This window comes from Rhodococcus sp. ARC_M5 (genome assembly GCF_022810405.1).
Taxonomy (GTDB): domain Bacteria; phylum Actinomycetota; class Actinomycetes; order Mycobacteriales; family Mycobacteriaceae; genus Rhodococcoides; species Rhodococcoides navarretei.
Window position 1 is genome coordinate 33932 of record NZ_JALGQE010000023.1, and the last position, 15593, is coordinate 49524.

Consider the following 15593-nt stretch of genomic DNA (forward strand, 5'->3'; position numbering starts at 1 on the left):
AGGTCGGAATCAGTCGTCGCCGGAGTCTCTGGCCAGGGGAGACGACCGCACTTTCTCGGACTCGGTGACGGTCGATTGGCCGTTGTGTTCACGGAATTGCGCTCGGGTGAGCGGCTGCACCTTCACCTTCTCGGCTCGCAGGCCCATCACCAACGCAATGATCATCAGCGACACCAGAATGAAGATCGGTAGTCCGATCACGGTGATGACCTGCTGCAGGGCTTGCAGCCCCGCCTCACCGCCGAGCACGATCAACGTTGCGGCCACCGCGCCCTCGGTGACGCCCCAGAACACTCGTTGCCGCACGGGGCCTGCTTCACCGTCACCGGAACACAGCATGTCGATCACCAGCGATGCCGAGTCCGAGGAGGTCGCGAAGAACAGTGCCACGACGACCACTGCGATCCCTTGAACCAGGGTCGCGGCAGGGAAGTTCTCGAAGAACGTGAACATCGCCAACGGCACGCTCTCGGACACTGCTTCCGAGATCGGACCGCCGCTACCCCCGATTCCGTCGATTCTCATTGCCGACCAACCGAATACGACGAACCACACCAGCGTGAACAGCGAGGGAGCCACCAGCACACCGACGACGAATTGGCGGATCGTGCGGCCACGCGAAATGCGTGCGAGGAAGACGCCCATGAACGGGGCCCAGGTGACGGTCCACGCCCAGTAGAAGACGGTCCAACCGCCCTGCCATCCCCACCCGCCATCGGAGGTGAACTCGGCCATGGCGTCGTTCCAGAAGGACAACGGAACGATGTCCTGTGCGTAGTTGCCGAAGCTCTCGAACACCTGGCGCAGCAGAAAGACGGTATCCGACGCGATCAGCACGAAGATCATCAAACCGACCGCGACGAGGATGTTCAGGTTGGACAGCCGACGCACACCCTTGTCCAACCCGACGGCAATCGAGACCGTCGCAACCAGAGTGAGCAGGCCGATGATCAGCACCTTCGACCACACGGCATCGGGAAGTCCGACGAGCTCACTCAAGCCGGCATTGATCTGAGAGGTGCCGAGCCCCAGCGACACTGCCAGTCCGAAGATCGTGCCCAATACCGCGAACACGTCGATCGTCTTACCGATCGGACCCGAAATGCGTTCCTTCAGAATCGGATAGAACACCGACGACACGCGCATCGGCAACTTGTACCGGTAGATGAAGAATCCGAACGCCAACCCCGGCAAGGTGAAGATCGCCCAGGTATGCAGGCTGAGGTGATAGAGGGAGATGCTCATCGCGTCCTGGGACGCTTCGACGCTGTACGGCTCCACGCCGTCGAAGGGTGGGGCGGAGAAGTGCGAAATCGGTTCTGCCACACCCCAGAACATCAGCACGGTGCCGATTCCACCCGCGAACAGCATGGCGAACCACGACAGGTTCGAGTACTGAGGTCGGTCGTCGTCTTCCCCGAGCCGCAGATGACCGTACCTGCTGACGGCGACCCAGATCAGAAACACCAACCACACCGTGACGCCGATGATGAAGAACCACCCGAGGTTGGTGACGATCCACTCCCTCCCGACCCCGAACGCGTTCCCCACCCAGTCCTGGAAGACGAGGAACAAGACCAGCAGCGCGATCGTCAGCCCGGCCGAAACGAAGAAGATGTGATTGTCGGTTCTGAGGCCCAGTTTGCGAGCAAGTGTGTCCACGGTTGCCGTCACCATCCTCGACGGCACGGTTCGTCGGATTCGGATCCTGCTCGGTCGTTGGGGCGTGCCGTCGCCGACCTTTAACTTTTGTTTACCGAAGCGGCCCTGTCCACCGTTGCTGCCGATTTGTTACCTGCTCGAATTGTGAACGCACCCATTCCTGGTGGCGCCCTCGATGCCGAGGGCTCACTGCGCGGTCCAGGTCGGATCGCGTTTCTGCAGGAACGCGGTGATTCCTTCGATGACATCCTTCGTGGTGGTGAGTCGATCCAGTTCCTGACGGTTCTGCAACCACGAGTCTTCTTCGTGCGCGATCGTTCCATCAGTGATGCGTCGGGCCAGCCGTTTGGAGGCGCGCACTGCGAGCGGCGCACCCTCCGCGCAGAGGCCTGCGAGACCGAGTGCCGTGTCGAGGACGTCGTTCTGCGCGACCACCCTGTTGACCAACCCCCACCGCGCCGCATCCTGCGCGGAAATCGGCTGCCCCGTCAAGATCATCTCCAGCGCGATGTGTTCCGGGACGGCCGACATCAGCCGAAAAGCACCACCTGCACCGGCGATGAGTCCGCGGCGAATCTCGGGCAGGCCGAACACGGCCGTGTCCGAGGCGACGACCATATCCGAGACCAGGGCGATCTCGGTTCCTCCTCCCATCGCCGACCCGTTCACGGCCGCGATGACGGGTACCGATATCGGGTGTTGGACAATCCCGGCGAACCCCCAGTGCTCGGTGTCTAGTGGGGTGACCGCGGCAGGCCCTCCGGTTCCGAGTGCTTTCAGATCGGCACCGCCACAGAAGGTCGCCGAACCCGCACCGGTCAGGACGATGGCCCTGATGTCGCGATCCGCCTCGGCCGACTCCCACGCCTCCCCGAGCAACGTGTGCACGCGGGCGTCGATGCTGTTGGCCGCCCTCGGCCGATTGATCGTGACGACGAGTACATGGCCTTCCCGCCTCGTCAGGACGACAGGTTCGGTGCTACTGGCCTCGGACACGAATGTTCCCTTCGCTGATCTCGACAGTGATTGTGGTCCCGATGATTTCGCATGCAGGATTGTTCCGATACAACGACAGCGCATGGGCGCTGGCCGTGTCACCGGGTGCCGTCTGTGCGGCGACGCGTCGGCCACTGATGTCTCGGCCGACGACGAACGCCTGGTTCGGCTCCTGCTGACGAGAATGCTCGACGGAGACAGTTTCCACCGTGAGATCGCCGTCCTCGATAGGTCCTCGAGGCGGTGGGTCCGTCGCCAGCACAACGGGTTCGGGACTTCCGATGTAGCCGAGTGGATGCTGGTCGCCACTGAGCAGCACGGAGTGGTGATACGTCAGGTAGCCACCGTTCGCGTGCACCAGTGCACAGGTCTTCCCCGCGCGAATCTCACGGACAGAGGCAGTGATCGAATGCAACGAATGACTGCTCAGCGGCCCGCCGAACGACGAATGCCCCCCGGTCACACTGGGCACCAATGATTTCGGCGTTCCGAGGTGGCGGGTGGCGAGCGTCGGCACGATCGGGAAGCAGCTGTAGACATCGAGCACGTCGAGTTGCTCGACTCCGATCTCTGCGGCATTCAACGCTCGGTCCAACGCGTTGTCCATCGCGTCGGATCTGCCGAAACCAGTGCGGTCCAGAATGTCCACCGAGTCCTCGGAACCCGCACCGCCCCAGACGTACACGATGTCGCGCTCCGGCACACCGCGTTCACGGGCTTCGGCCAAGCTCGTCAGAACGATGCATGCGGCCTGGTCGACGAACGGCATGGCGTTCATCGACAGCGGATACGGCTCGCACACTATGCGATTCTTCGCCGACGGCGTGCCGATGTCTGCAGCCGTCCGCGCACGGCCGTTCCACGAGTACGGATTCTTCTCGGAAACAACGGAGAAGGCGGCATACATCTCGCTGCACTCGGCCTGCCGTGCTTCCGGGTCCATTCCGGACTCGAATCTGAAGCGGCTCTCGAACAACGGATAGATCCGAACCGGCGAGATCAGACCGGCGTCCTGCATTGCGGCGCTGCCCAGTTGGTCCAGATCGAAGGTGGGCGGACCGCCCGGATCGGTGCTCCACCCTCCGTCTTCGACGGGGTCTCGACCGGCCTTGACCAGCGCGCTCATCGAGGCCTGGGCTTCACCGCCCGCGATCACCGCCACCGTCGACTCTCCCGAGGCAATGCGCGCGGCCGCGCGATCGAGAAGCCGCGCAGGCCATTGCCCGCCGATCGGAGCGTCGAACAGATCTGCGGGTGTGGCACCGAATCCACGTGCCAGCGCAGCGGCGGGACTGGCGTAGGCCCAGCTGGCGATGTGGCAGAACGCGATGCTGTCCGCGCGTCGAATCCACGGCTCCGACGACTGCGAGTCCCGAAGAGCCGCAGTGGCAGCCAGCGTGATCAGTTCCATGGGTTCGACGCCCATGGGTTCGCCGCGGCCGCTCGTTTCCCCGATAGCCACGATCACCGGAACGCGTGTCGGATCCACCGTCGACGCCTCGTGGCGTGGAGAACTCATGAACGGAAACCTATTACAGACAGAGATTGTCTGCAATGTCGCCAGGTGCGACAATCCGAAGGTGACCGACGAAGCCAGGAGCAGACGGGGACGTCCGCGCGATCCGCATCTGGAAGACCGCGTCTACGACGCAGCGCTCGAGGTGTACTGGGAAAAGGGGTGGTCCGGCTTCACACTCGACGCCGTTGCCCGCCGCGCGTCGGTCGGGAGGGCCGCGCTCTACCGACGCTGGGAATCCAAGGGGGCCTTGGTGGTCGATGCACTGGAGGCCCGAAGTCCACTCGCGACGCCGATCGACCTCGGCACGCTACGGGCGGACCTCACCGAACTCGCGGTGCAGCTTCTGCAGGGCTACGGAGGAACCGCCGGTTTGGTCAGCCTGAGGGTCGCCCTCGATGCGCGGGTGCATCCCGACCTGCTGGGCCGAATGATGGAGACGCTCAACAAGAGTCGGTTGGTCGCGGCGCGCCTCATCGTGCACCGAGCCCAGAGTCGGGGCGAGCTGCCCGAGTCGGCCGATACGACGAGAATTCTCGAACTGGTGACCGGGGCGGTACTCAGCCACGTCATCTTCTCGCATCGCACCGATGCCGATCGAAACCGCACCGAGGACCGCATCTACGCAGAAGATCTGGTCGACGCGGTCCTCGGTGGTGTGTAGCTCCGGTCGTGCGCGTTATTCGTTGTAACCGAAGATCGCGTTCCAGGCATCTTGGTCGTCGGCGGAGTTCTCGATCGACCCCGACTGTGTGATTCGATTGACCTTGGGGTCGGTGAACTCCGGGAGCTCGATACCGCGAATCACCGGCGGATCGATATCGTTGCGCACCGAGTACTCACCGAGATCGCTGAACACCTGCTGACCCCTCTTGGAGAGGTTCCAGTTCATGAACACCTGCGCGGCCGCGATGTTTTTCGCCGTGGACGCAACACCGGTGTAGTAGTCGTAGGCGGTGAGTCCCTCTTCCGGTACCACGAAGTTGACCGGCGCATTCTCGTTGTTCGCGATGTTGACGCTGCTCACCACCACGGTCCCGGCTTCGATCTCGCCGCGAGCGAGCGCATCGAGCTGGGCTCCGATGGAATCGAAAACCCTTGCTTCCGATGAGTACTCACGGAGGTAGTCGTCGCCGAGTACCTCGCGCTGGAACCGAGTCAACGCCAGTGCACTACCGCCGGCTCCGGCCTGAGCGATACCCAGATTGCCTCTCCACCGATCGTCGAGAAGATCTGTCCACGCCGCCGGCCTGTCGCTGCCCTCGATGAGCGCGCTGTTGTAGCCCATGGTGTAGATCGGGTCGAAGGTGCGGTAGTAGTTGCCACCGTCGAACACCACGTCGTCCTGCAGTTCGGTGGCCGTCGGAGGCGTGTACGGCTGGAAGATACCGCGCTCGCTGAGTCCGCTGACGAAGCCCGCATCGGAAATGCGCACGACATCCGCGTCCAGTCGGCCGGCACCGTACTCGGCCACCAGTCGCTCGTACAGCCGGTTGGGGGTGAGTCGGACGAGCTCGACCTCGAGTCCGGTGTCCTTCTCGAAGTTCTTCAACACCGTGGCCTCGGTGACTGCGGTGTACCCGCTGTAGAGGGTGATGCCACCCTCGGCCTGGGCCTGCGTCCACAGATCCGGATCGGCGATCTGCTCACCGTCGATGACAAGACCATTGTCGGTGATGATCTCCTCCGCAGCCCGAGCCAGATCGGGGCGTTCCGGCGGCGGCGAGCATGCTGTGCCCATTGCCGCTGTGACGCCGAGCGCGATTGCTGTGATCATTTTTCTCATCAGACGGTTTCCTTGGATCCGAAGCGGCGCGAGAGGACGGCAAGCACACCGATCACGACGCAGTACAGCAGGCTCAACTCGGCTGCCGACTGGAACGAGCCGTTGTCGTAGGCGTCGAAGATCGCGATCGACAGCAACCGGGTGTCGGAGGTGAACAGGAACAACGCGGCGGTGAGCTCACGCATGGACAACATCAGTAGCAGCAGGAAGGTCGAGGACAGACCGACCTTGAGCAGCGGCGCGGTGACGAACGAGATCGCCCGGTGCCGCCGTGCACCCAACATGACGGCGCTGTCTTCCAAGTCTTTGTCCAGCTGGATGATCGACGCCGATACACCGCGGTAGCCCTGCGGAATGGTGACAGCGACGAACGCGATGACCAGCACCGCGAGAGTTCCGTAGATCGGCAGCGGAAGCGCCAGCCACGTCCAAAGCAGACCGAGGCCGAGCACGATGGCAGGAACGGCGAGCGGCAGCATTGCCAGGTACTCCAACAGCTTTCGACCCGGAGCATTCGTGCGATACCGCGTGTACGCCAGTACGAAGCAGAAGGCAGTACCTACCGCTGCGGTAGCGACACCGACGATCACACTGTTGGTCATCACATCGCGGAAGTCGGCACTGCGCAACGTTTCTCCCAGCCCCCAGAGCGAGAGGGCACCGGAATCGAAGAGCTGCCCGATGTTCGCCACGTACGGGCTGGTCTGCAGCGCAGCCAACACCAGGGCGATGAGCGGCAGGAGAACGGCCAGTGCAAAGTACACCCACGCGAACACTGCAGCCGGGATGCGCCATGCCCGAAGCGGAACCTGCCGCGCTCGAACACCTTTACCGCTGACGGTGGTGTACTCCTTGCTGCTCATGGCCCGCTGTTGGAACGCGACGACGGCGACCAACAGGACGGTGAGTACGACGGCGACAGCAGCTGCGTCGTTGCCGCGGGCCGGCGAGGCATTCATCAATCGGTAGATCAGGGTCGGCAGGGTGTCGACTCCGCCGGGCACACCGATCACCTGTGCGACCGGAAAGTTCTCCACGGTGAGCGCGAAAACCAGGATGCCCGAACCGATCACGGCAGGCATGACGAGCGGAAAAGTGATTTTGCTCAGCATCTTCGTCAGCTTGGCACCGTGCAGGCTGGCCGCGTCTTCGAGGTCCGGGTTCATCAGCGACAGCGCGGAGTGGACCATCAGGAACGGGTACGGGGCGTAGTAGATGCCGAGAATGAAGATCATGCCGCCGAAGCTGTAGATGTCGATGAAGCCGGGCAGGCCGATCGCGGTCAGAATCAGGTTGATGTAGCCGGTGGCCGGGCCTGCCAGTAGTGCCCATGCCAACGCGCCGACGAGTGCGGGCAGGAACAGCGGCGCAATACCGATGCCGTAGATCATCTTTCGACCCGGAACGTTGGTGCGCGCAGCCAGGAAAGCGAGCGTGCACCCGATTGCCAGCGCGACGATCGAGGATCCGATGCCGACGAGAGCGGAGTTCCACAGGGCACTCTGCGCGGTCGACGAGCCGAGCAGCGCGAAGTTGTCGAGAGTGAAGTTACCGAAATCGAACAGCGAGGTGCGTTCGGTGTTGTCGGTGAACGCACCCATCACGATGAAGAACATCGGGAACAGCACGATCACGGTCAGCAAGGCCAACTGCAGAAGCGTCGGAATCCACTTCTTCAGACCGGGCCTGCGCTGGGGAGCCGGTGTGTCGACCGGAGGCTTCGTCGTGGTGACGGGCCGATCGTCGGTAGGGGCGCTCATACCGGCACCGCCTCGGAGGCGACGCGATCGTCGACGAGAACCTGAGCTCCACCGGGAACTGCGGTGACCCGTGCACGTTCTCCCATACCAAGGATCCGGCTGGCGTGACCGGTGGCGACGGCTTCGATCTCGGGACCGTCGTCCAGTGTGACGCGGTACCGAATGGACGCGCCCTGGTAGCTGGCGACATCGACTGTGCCCATCCAGGACTGGCCCTCGGGCTCGGCATCGTCCAACGGCGTGACCAACAGATCCTCGGGCCGCAAGCACACCACGACGGGGCCGTCGGCCGCCGAAGCTGCATCGACCGACACTGCGATCTGTCCGAACTCCGTCAGCTCCATCATCGAGCTCGGTCCCGACGCAGCCGTGGCGCGGAAGATGTTGCCGACACCGAGGAACTCGGCCACCGAGGCCGACCTCGGTGCGGTGTAGATGTCCTCCGGAGTACCGATCTGCACGATGCGTCCGTCCTGCATCAGCGCAATGCGGTCCGCGAGGGCGAACGCCTCGACCTGATCGTGCGTGACGTACACGGTGGTCAATCCGAGGCGAAGCTGCAACTCGCGCAGTTCCATCCGGAGTCGTTCACGCAACCGCGCATCCAGGTTCGACAGCGGCTCGTCGAGGAGCAGAACGCTGGGACGCATCACCAGCGACCGAGCCAGCGCCACACGCTGCATCTGGCCACCACTGAGCAGGCTCGCACCCCGATGCGCCATCTCCCCCAGCCCGACCAGATCCAGGGCTTCGAGGACGCGCTGGTTCATTTCGGTTTTGTCGACCTTCTGCATCTTCAGTGAGAACGACACATTGTCGAACACCGTCCGGTGCGGCCACACCGCGTAGGACTGAAAGACCATGCCCACGTTGCGCTTGTGCGGCGGGATCGTCTTGTTCTTGTCGGAGTCGTGGACGACGCGATCGCCGATGGTGATGCGGCCGGCGCTCGGGGTCTCGAGCCCTGCGACACAGCGCATCGTGCTGGTCTTACCGCAGCCGGACTGTCCCAGCAACACCAGGGATTCTCCGTCGGCAATCTCCAGGTCGAGGTCGCGGACAACAGTGTTTCCCGAGTAGGCGAGGCTCAGATTCTCGATGCTAACCTTCATGATCTTCCTTTTCTTCAGTCGTCGAAGCCGTGTTCACAGGTGGAGCTATCCGATCGAAAGTGCCGTCGCAGCAACGGAAACGAACAGTTCCGCTGTCGCGATCCGTCGTGCAGCGCGATGCAGGGTCACGCTGGCGAGGTTGCCGTCCGCGGTGATGTCGACGTCGACCGACAGCACACCGGCAGGCGTTCCGAGGCGCAGGGTCGAGGTAGTGGCACCGTCGATGACTCGGTCCACCACACCGCCGCGCACGGTTGCGGCAGCGGCGACCGCCACCGCCGACGTCAGACCGATCGACGGGTGTGGTGCCATCATCGACAGCATCCGCACGCAGACGTCGTATTCACCGGCCGTGACGACTGTGCCGTCCTCGAGGCAGTAGTCCACCGGGGACGCGATGATGCCGACCTTCGGCACTGCGTGCGTGATCGGATCCTGCGGGCGAGACAGACCCATGAGCAGTGCTGCACTACGGCGCAATTCGACCAGGAGCGGAACGCGTTCGGTCAGTTCGGCAGCGGTCTCGGCCCCGGTCATTCCCAGATCGGATGCGTCGAACAATGCAGCGGGGGCTCCGGCGACGACCATGGTGCCGCGGTACCGCGAACCGCGCAGTTCGACGGTGTCCTCGACTGCGCCGGTCGGGAGCAGGCGAGTGCGATCGGCGGCGAGGTCGACGAACGTCAGCCCTACCGGAACTCCGAGCGCGGACGTGCCGGCAACCTGGGCCGAACCCTCGGACGGTACGACCCCGCCCGGGGTGTCGATCTCGGTGAGCAGTACCGCCCCGGTGTTGCGATTGCGCAGTCGCACGACAGTGGTGACCTGATCGACCGCAACCAAACCCTGCTGCAGCGCGTAAAGCCCGATGGCTGTTGCACAGTTTCCACAGTTGCTTCCCCACTCCACTTTTCGGTCGCCGATGGCAACCTGCGCGAAGAGGTAGTCCACGTCGATGCCGTCCTCGGAGGACCTACTGACGATCGCTGCTTTGGACGTGGTCGAGCTACCGCCGCCGACGCCGTCGAGCTGGCGCGGATCCCCGGATCCGAAGGCGGAAACCAGTATTTCGTCCAGGCTTCCTGCTTGCTCGATCAGTGGCTCGACGTCGACGGAGCTGAAGAGCCAGCACTTGCTGGTCCCTCCCCTCATCCACGTGCCACGCAATGAATACATCCTCGGATTGCCTTTCGATCGTTGCTCTCGAAAACGTTCGAGCCGTTGAACATTCGGGAAGCTGAGCGCTTGTGTGATGCAGCTCTCGTGTTGGTGTTGTACATAGCCTGCATCACACAGCCGTCGAGTACAATTACGAAAAAGTCGAGATCCCTTAACTTTTTCTGAAGGCGGTTCGCGCATGTTCGATACCCGACGCCTGCTGCTCCTGCTGGAGGTCGTACGAAGCGGATCCATCACGGCGGCCGCAACTCGACTGAGCTTCACCACATCTGCGGTCTCACAACAATTGAGCAAGCTCGAGCTCGAGGCGGGGCAACCACTGTTGGAGCGCCATGCCAGGGGCGTTCGCCTGACCGAGGCCGGTGAAGTTCTGGTCCGGCATGCAGAACGAATCGAGATTCAGTTACGTGCTGCGCGAAACGAACTCGAAGACCTCTCCGGCTTACGCGCCGGAACACTGCGCATCGGAACCTTCCCCACGGCGGGAGCCAGTCTCCTGCCGCCCGTGGTGAAGCTGTTCAAGTCTCGTCATCCCGCGGTGGCCCTGACGGTGCGTAGCTCTCGGTTCGCGGGGTTACGGGGAATGCTCGACACCCGAGAGGTGGAGCTGTCGCTGCTCTGGGACTACGAATGGGCTCGAATCACCGACGCAGAACTGACCGTGCACCAACTCATGGTCGACCCCACGATGCTCGTCGTCGCAGTCAATCACCCTCTGGCCGAGCGTAGTTCGGTTCACATGAGCGAGTTGGAACACGAGCAGTGGATCACCCGAGAAGATACCCATCCGGTGGGTACTGCACTCGAACGCGCATGCCATGCCGCCGGGTTCTCGCCCTCGGTCTCGTTCGCTGCGAACGACTACCAGGAAGCGCAGGCAATGGTGGCAGTGGACCTCGGCGTCTCGTTCGCGCCGCGCATGGCTTTGTCCAACATTCGAGACGACGTGCGCCTGGTCCCGTTGACGGGCGCGCCGTCTCGGCGAATCCTGCTGGCCCACCTGGCGGAACAGAAGCTGTCGCCGAGCGCGACCGTGCTACTGAAGATGTTCGAAGAGGTGGCCGCTCGATTGTGAAAAGCGATGCCGCTCGATCCGATCAGGCACCGACCAGTGCGGGCACAGGCACCACGAACAGATCGGCGGTGGCGATCCGGCGCACCGCCCGATGAAGCGTGACCGAGTGCAGAAGTCCGTCGCCGTCGGTGACGTAGTCGACGTCGAGCACACCTGCCGCGGTACCGATGCGGAGTGATCCGGGCCAGCCGATGCGGGCGTTGGCGGTGACCACACCACCGGGGACCGTCGCGGCCGCTGCCAAGGCCACCGCTGAGGTGAGTCCGATTGCCGGGTGCGGTGCCATCATCGACAGCATGCGTACCGAGATGTCGTAGTCGGCGGCGGCAACATGCTCACCCGTGGTCGTGGTGTAGTCCCGCGGCGGGCCGACGATCCCGACCTTCGGAACAGCATGCGAGACAGGCTCTTCGGGCTTGCTCAGCCCCATTCGTACTGCTGCCTGCCTGCGCAGCGCGATGAGGGTGGGGACATGCGCGGCGACAACATCGTTGGTCTCCGAACCGTCCAGCCCGAAGTCGGCGGCATCGAACAAGGCGGCGGGTGCACCCGCCCGAACGAATGTTCCTCGGAAGTCTCTGTCGCCGAGAGTAACCCGATCGATCTCGGCACCGGTGGGAAGCATCGTCACCGGGTCCGGAGCCGGATCGGTGAAGGTGAGCCCCACCGGGACGCCGAGGGCGGTGGTGCCGGGGACGGACGCGTCTCCCTCGGCAGGAATGCGTCCACCCGGAGTGGCGATCTCCGCTGCCAGAATCGCGCCGGTGTTCTCGTTGCGCATCCGCACCACGGTGACGTGATCGTCGACGGCGACGAGACCGGTCTGCACTGCGTAGAGACCGATGGCCGTCGCGCAGTTCCCGCAGTTGCTGCCCCACTCCACGGTGCGGCTCTCGATGGCTACTTGAGCGAAGAGGTAGTCGACGTCGATTCCGGGTGCGCTCGAGCGTCGAACGATGGCTGCCTTGGAGGTCGTCGAGCTGCCCCCACCCACTCCATCGAGCTGCCGTGGATCACCGGAACCGAAGGCCGCGGTCAGGATGTTGTCGAGACCGCCGGCGTCGGCCACGTACGGGTCGATGTCGACCGCATTGAACAACCAGCACTTGCTGGTGCCCCCGCGCATCCACGTTCCACGAAGAGTGAACATCTGCAGTGCCTTCCGATCAGGATCCGATGCTTCCACCCTGCGACAGAGGAGGATCAAGCACAATTACGAAATATGTTCTTGCCATGCAGCAGTGCTTAACGCGTCTGCTCGGTCAGAACAGGGCGGGAACGACGACCAGGATCAACCAGCACAGTGCAGGCGCGATGGCCACGACGATTCCTGCATTGAGCAGGAGTTGACGATAGAACCGCGGGCGTTCGATGTTCTGCGCGTTGGCCAGTACGAGCGCACCGTTGGTCGAGAAGGGAGAGACGTCGACGACGGTGGCAGCGATGGCCAGGGCGGCGACGACACCGACGACGGGCAGCGCGCCGGTTCCCAGCAACGGCATGGCCAGCGGAATGACGGCGGCCAGCAGCGCAGTGGAGGACGCGAACGCCGAGGTGACGCCGATGACGTAGCAGAGCACGACGGCCACGATGATCGGAGCGCCGATGGTGATCGCCATCTCGGCGAGATGATCGATGGTGCCGACTTCCTGCAGGATCGAGATGTAGGTGACCATGCCTGCGACCAGCAGAACCGTCGACCAACTGATGTCTGCGATGGCCTCGTTCTGCTTCTTCAGATCCGTGAACGCCAGGACTGCTCCGGCTCCGATGGCGATGAAGCTGATCGGCAGATGCAGTACGAGAACGAGTACCAGGAGTGCGCCGATGAGGAAGAGCGTGAGCTTCTGGACGAACGTGACCGGGGCCGGGGCGTCGACCAGCGTGGTCGTTGTCGGACGAGTGAGCACCTGGGTGCTGCCGCCTGCCGAGTTGCCGCCGCCGGTGCCGCCGCCGGTGGGGACAGATGTCTTGACCGGTGTTCCGCCTACCGGGCCACTACCGGGAGCGGGATCGGTGGACCCCGTTGCGGTGTACTCGAGGCCCTTCATGCGGGCCAGGGCCGCGTAGCCGACAACCGTCAACACCGAGAGCAGCAGGTTGATGCCGTAGCTGGCGAAGAACAGCGTCCACGGGTTCAGGGCGAGGCCGTTGTTCTCGACGATGTCGCGAACCAGAACGCCGGACACGGAGATCGGGGAGAACGCTCCCGCATGGGCACCGTTGATGACCATGATGCCCATGACCAGCGGGCTCATGCCGGTGCGAGCTGCGAACGCCATTGCTGCAGGCACGATCAGCGCAACCGCCGCGGGGCTGAAGGTGCCCAGCGCCGTCAACACCGAGGCGACGAAGAAGAACACCCACGGAACCACCGTCACTCGGCCGTTGACCGCTCTGATGCAACTGTTCACCAACAGATCGATGGTCCCGTTGCGTTTGGCCATGCCGAAGAAGTAGGTGACGCCGACGATGGTCAACACGATCGAGCTGGGGAACTCGCCGAGGATCTCCTTGTCGTCGAACCCCAGCGCGAAGTATCCGACCACGAAGGCACCGATGAAGCCGAGGATGCCGATGTTGATCGGAAAGAAGGTTGCGATCGCGAACATCGCCACCAGGGCGATGAGCGGAAGGATCTCGATGGAAGTCATGGGCGTCTTTCAGGTGGCTGGTCAGTGCTCGGTTACATCCGCACTCGAACGTTGTCTCCGTCACATTATTGACCTCGGCCTTTTAGGACAATATCGTTTTGCTACCTAGCCGTTTAGCTCTGCTGAAAGATTTGCGCATGAATCACACGTTCGACGTCGTGACGCTGTTCCTCTTGCTCGACATCGCCGAGGCCGGGTCGCTGACCGCAGGTGCCGAGCGGGCGAACATGACCCCCTCCGCGGCGTCGCAGCGCATCAGCAAGCTCGAACACGGCATCAAGCAACCGGTACTCACGCGCCTGCCACGGGGCGTGCAGCTCACCGAGGCCGGCGAGATCCTCACCAGCCGCGCCCGCCTGTTTCGCCGCGAGATGCGCGCCGCAAGCGGCGATCTCGAGGCAATCCGGGGGCTCGAACGCGGCTCGGTGAGACTCGGCTCGTTTCCGACGGTCAGCGCGTCCCTGCTCTCCGACGCGTTGAAGGACTATCACTCGCGGTGGCCCGGCGTCGACGTACGCGTTCGGTCGGCGGTGCGCCCACAATTGCTCGACATGCTCCATTCGAGCGAGATCGACTTGGCGCTGCTGTGGAGCTACGCCTGGACGGAGGAAGCCGAACGGTCACTCTCCCTCGAGCCGTTGATGGAGGACCGGACCGTGCTGCTGTTGCCGATCGACGACGATCGACAGCAGCACGACGTGTCGCTGCACGATCTCGAAAGCGCGCGCTGGATCATCCGCAGCAACGACCACCCCGCTACCGAAGTTCTCTATCGCAGTTGTCGCGTAGCAGGATTCGAGCCCGACGTCGTCTACGAGGCACACGACTACCAGGAGATCGAGGCCATGGTGGCCGCAGGCGTCGGCATCGCGATGGTTCCGCGTTTGTCGGTGGTGCATCACCGACCCGACGTGACCGCGGTTGCCTTCCCGGAAGCGGATCGGGTTCCTACCCGCGTCATCTACATCGCGTCACTCGCTCGGCGCCAGTACACCCCGGCGATGTACGCGATCTCGACCGCATTGAGAGGTGCCGCCGAGCGTATTTCGGCTGCTACTACAGCAATTCCCTGATGGCGTTCTCGAACCCGGTGACGTGTTCGAGGGTCAGTTCCGCTGCGGTGTCGGCATCGCCGTCGATGATGGCCTGCAGCAGCACGACGTGTTCACGAACATGGCCGGCGACGTTCGGCAGTCGGTCGAGGAACAGGCACCAGATGCGGGTGGCATGGGCGTCGAGGCTGACCAGGATGTCTTCGAGGTGGGGATTTCCCGACGCCCGATAGATTTCCCGATGCACTGCAACATCTTTGCGCAGCACCTCACGTGAATCGTCGGTGTCGTCGATACTCGCGATGGAGGCAGCCATCTCCGCCAAGCGGTCTCGCGCTGCACGCGTGGCCGTGCGCGCCGCGCGCGCCGAGGCCGCAGGCTCGAGCTGCTTGCGAATTTCGGAGATGTTGGCCAGGTCGGTCATGTCGACAGCGGTCGCAAATGTTCCGCGCCGGGGATAGGCGACGACGAGTCGCTCGCGTTCCAGTCGCTTGAGACCCTCACGAATCGGTGTTCGTCCCAGCCCCAATTGCTCGGCCAGGCGGTCGTCGTTGATGGGCTCGCCGGGCCGAATTTCCAGCATGATCAGCTGCTCACGCATTATTTCGTACGCCCGATCGGCGTTGGTTCCGACGGACTGCGCTGCATCGATCACCGGTGGAATCCCGATTGTCATCTTGTGTGCTCACTCCCGGTCGACGCCCCGCCCTTGACGGCTCTGCGTTGTGATCTTACTCTATTGGCATCTTGATATATCAGTTCCAGATCATTGATCTTCCAGAAGGGCGGCCATCTTGACGC

Annotated in this window: 13 protein-coding genes; 3 read left to right on the forward strand and 10 right to left on the reverse strand. The window is 63.3% G+C overall.

The annotated features are described in order from the left end of the window. Positions 1-9: 9 nt before the first annotated feature. From MTX34_RS23395 to MTX34_RS23405, 3 genes are all read right to left on the reverse strand, one after another. A complete protein-coding gene (locus MTX34_RS23395) occupies positions 10-1662 on the reverse strand; it encodes a BCCT family transporter (RefSeq protein WP_243610994.1) in 1653 nt (550 codons plus the stop codon). 186 nt (positions 1663-1848) lie between these two features. Continuing rightward, positions 1849-2658: an enoyl-CoA hydratase/isomerase family protein gene (locus tag MTX34_RS23400; protein ID WP_243610995.1), complete on the reverse strand. Its 810-nt coding sequence runs from the start codon at positions 2656-2658 to the stop codon at positions 1849-1851. Next, the gene (locus MTX34_RS23405) at positions 2642-4177 is read right to left on the reverse strand and encodes an acetyl-CoA acetyltransferase (protein ID WP_243610996.1); all 1536 of its coding nucleotides are present in this window, start codon (positions 4175-4177) and stop codon (positions 2642-2644) included. Before MTX34_RS23405 ends, MTX34_RS23400 begins: the two co-directional genes overlap by 17 nt. Positions 4178-4238: 61 nt before the next feature. Here MTX34_RS23405 and MTX34_RS23410 point away from each other — a divergent pair, with 61 nt between their 5' ends. Then, a complete protein-coding gene (locus MTX34_RS23410) occupies positions 4239-4838 on the forward strand; it encodes a TetR/AcrR family transcriptional regulator (RefSeq protein WP_243610997.1) in 600 nt (199 codons plus the stop codon). A 15-nt stretch (positions 4839-4853) separates the two neighbouring features. On the opposite strand, the gene MTX34_RS23415 is transcribed toward MTX34_RS23410, so the two are convergent. Genes MTX34_RS23415 through MTX34_RS23430 form a run of 4 tightly spaced genes read right to left on the reverse strand, consistent with a single transcriptional unit; the run spans position 4854 to position 10008 of the window. After that, positions 4854-5960 carry an ABC transporter substrate-binding protein gene (locus tag MTX34_RS23415; protein ID WP_243610998.1) on the reverse strand — a complete coding sequence of 369 codons (1107 nt, stop codon included), beginning with the start codon at positions 5958-5960 and terminating at the stop codon, positions 4854-4856. Beyond that, complete coding sequence (locus MTX34_RS23420; protein WP_243610999.1) at positions 5960-7720, reverse strand: iron ABC transporter permease; 1761 nt, start codon at positions 7718-7720, stop codon at positions 5960-5962. The genes MTX34_RS23415 and MTX34_RS23420 overlap by 1 nt, the downstream gene beginning before the upstream one ends. Continuing rightward, positions 7717-8832, reverse strand: coding sequence for an ABC transporter ATP-binding protein (locus tag MTX34_RS23425; protein WP_243611000.1), 1116 nt, complete (start codon positions 8830-8832; stop codon positions 7717-7719). Before MTX34_RS23425 ends, MTX34_RS23420 begins: the two co-directional genes overlap by 4 nt. 45 nt (positions 8833-8877) lie before the next feature. After that, positions 8878-10008 (reverse strand): PrpF domain-containing protein, encoded by a 1131-nt coding sequence (locus tag MTX34_RS23430; RefSeq protein WP_243611001.1) that lies wholly within the window; start codon positions 10006-10008, stop codon positions 8878-8880. A 181-nt stretch (positions 10009-10189) separates the two neighbouring features. Here MTX34_RS23430 and MTX34_RS23435 point away from each other — a divergent pair, with 181 nt between their 5' ends. Then, positions 10190-11086: a LysR family transcriptional regulator gene (locus tag MTX34_RS23435; RefSeq protein WP_243611002.1), complete on the forward strand. Its 897-nt coding sequence runs from the start codon at positions 10190-10192 to the stop codon at positions 11084-11086. 22 nt (positions 11087-11108) lie between these two features. On the opposite strand, the gene MTX34_RS23440 is transcribed toward MTX34_RS23435, so the two are convergent. Together MTX34_RS23440 and MTX34_RS23445 are read right to left on the reverse strand one after the other, a co-directional pair. Beyond that, the gene (locus MTX34_RS23440; protein WP_243611003.1) at positions 11109-12236 is read right to left on the reverse strand and encodes a PrpF domain-containing protein; all 1128 of its coding nucleotides are present in this window, start codon (positions 12234-12236) and stop codon (positions 11109-11111) included. A 112-nt stretch (positions 12237-12348) separates the two neighbouring features. Next, complete coding sequence (locus tag MTX34_RS23445; RefSeq protein WP_243611004.1) at positions 12349-13740, reverse strand: SLC13 family permease; 1392 nt, start codon at positions 13738-13740, stop codon at positions 12349-12351. A gap of 137 nt (positions 13741-13877) precedes the next feature. On the opposite strand from MTX34_RS23445, the gene MTX34_RS23450 reads away from it, so the two are divergent. Next, complete coding sequence (locus MTX34_RS23450) at positions 13878-14813, forward strand: LysR family transcriptional regulator (RefSeq protein ID WP_243611005.1); 936 nt, start codon at positions 13878-13880, stop codon at positions 14811-14813. Here MTX34_RS23450 and MTX34_RS23455 read toward each other — a convergent pair. Then, on the reverse strand, positions 14797-15468 hold the full coding sequence (locus MTX34_RS23455; RefSeq protein WP_243611006.1) for a GntR family transcriptional regulator: 672 nt from the start codon (positions 15466-15468) through the stop codon (positions 14797-14799). The genes MTX34_RS23450 and MTX34_RS23455 overlap by 17 nt on opposite strands. Between the last annotated feature and the right edge of the window lie 125 nt (positions 15469-15593).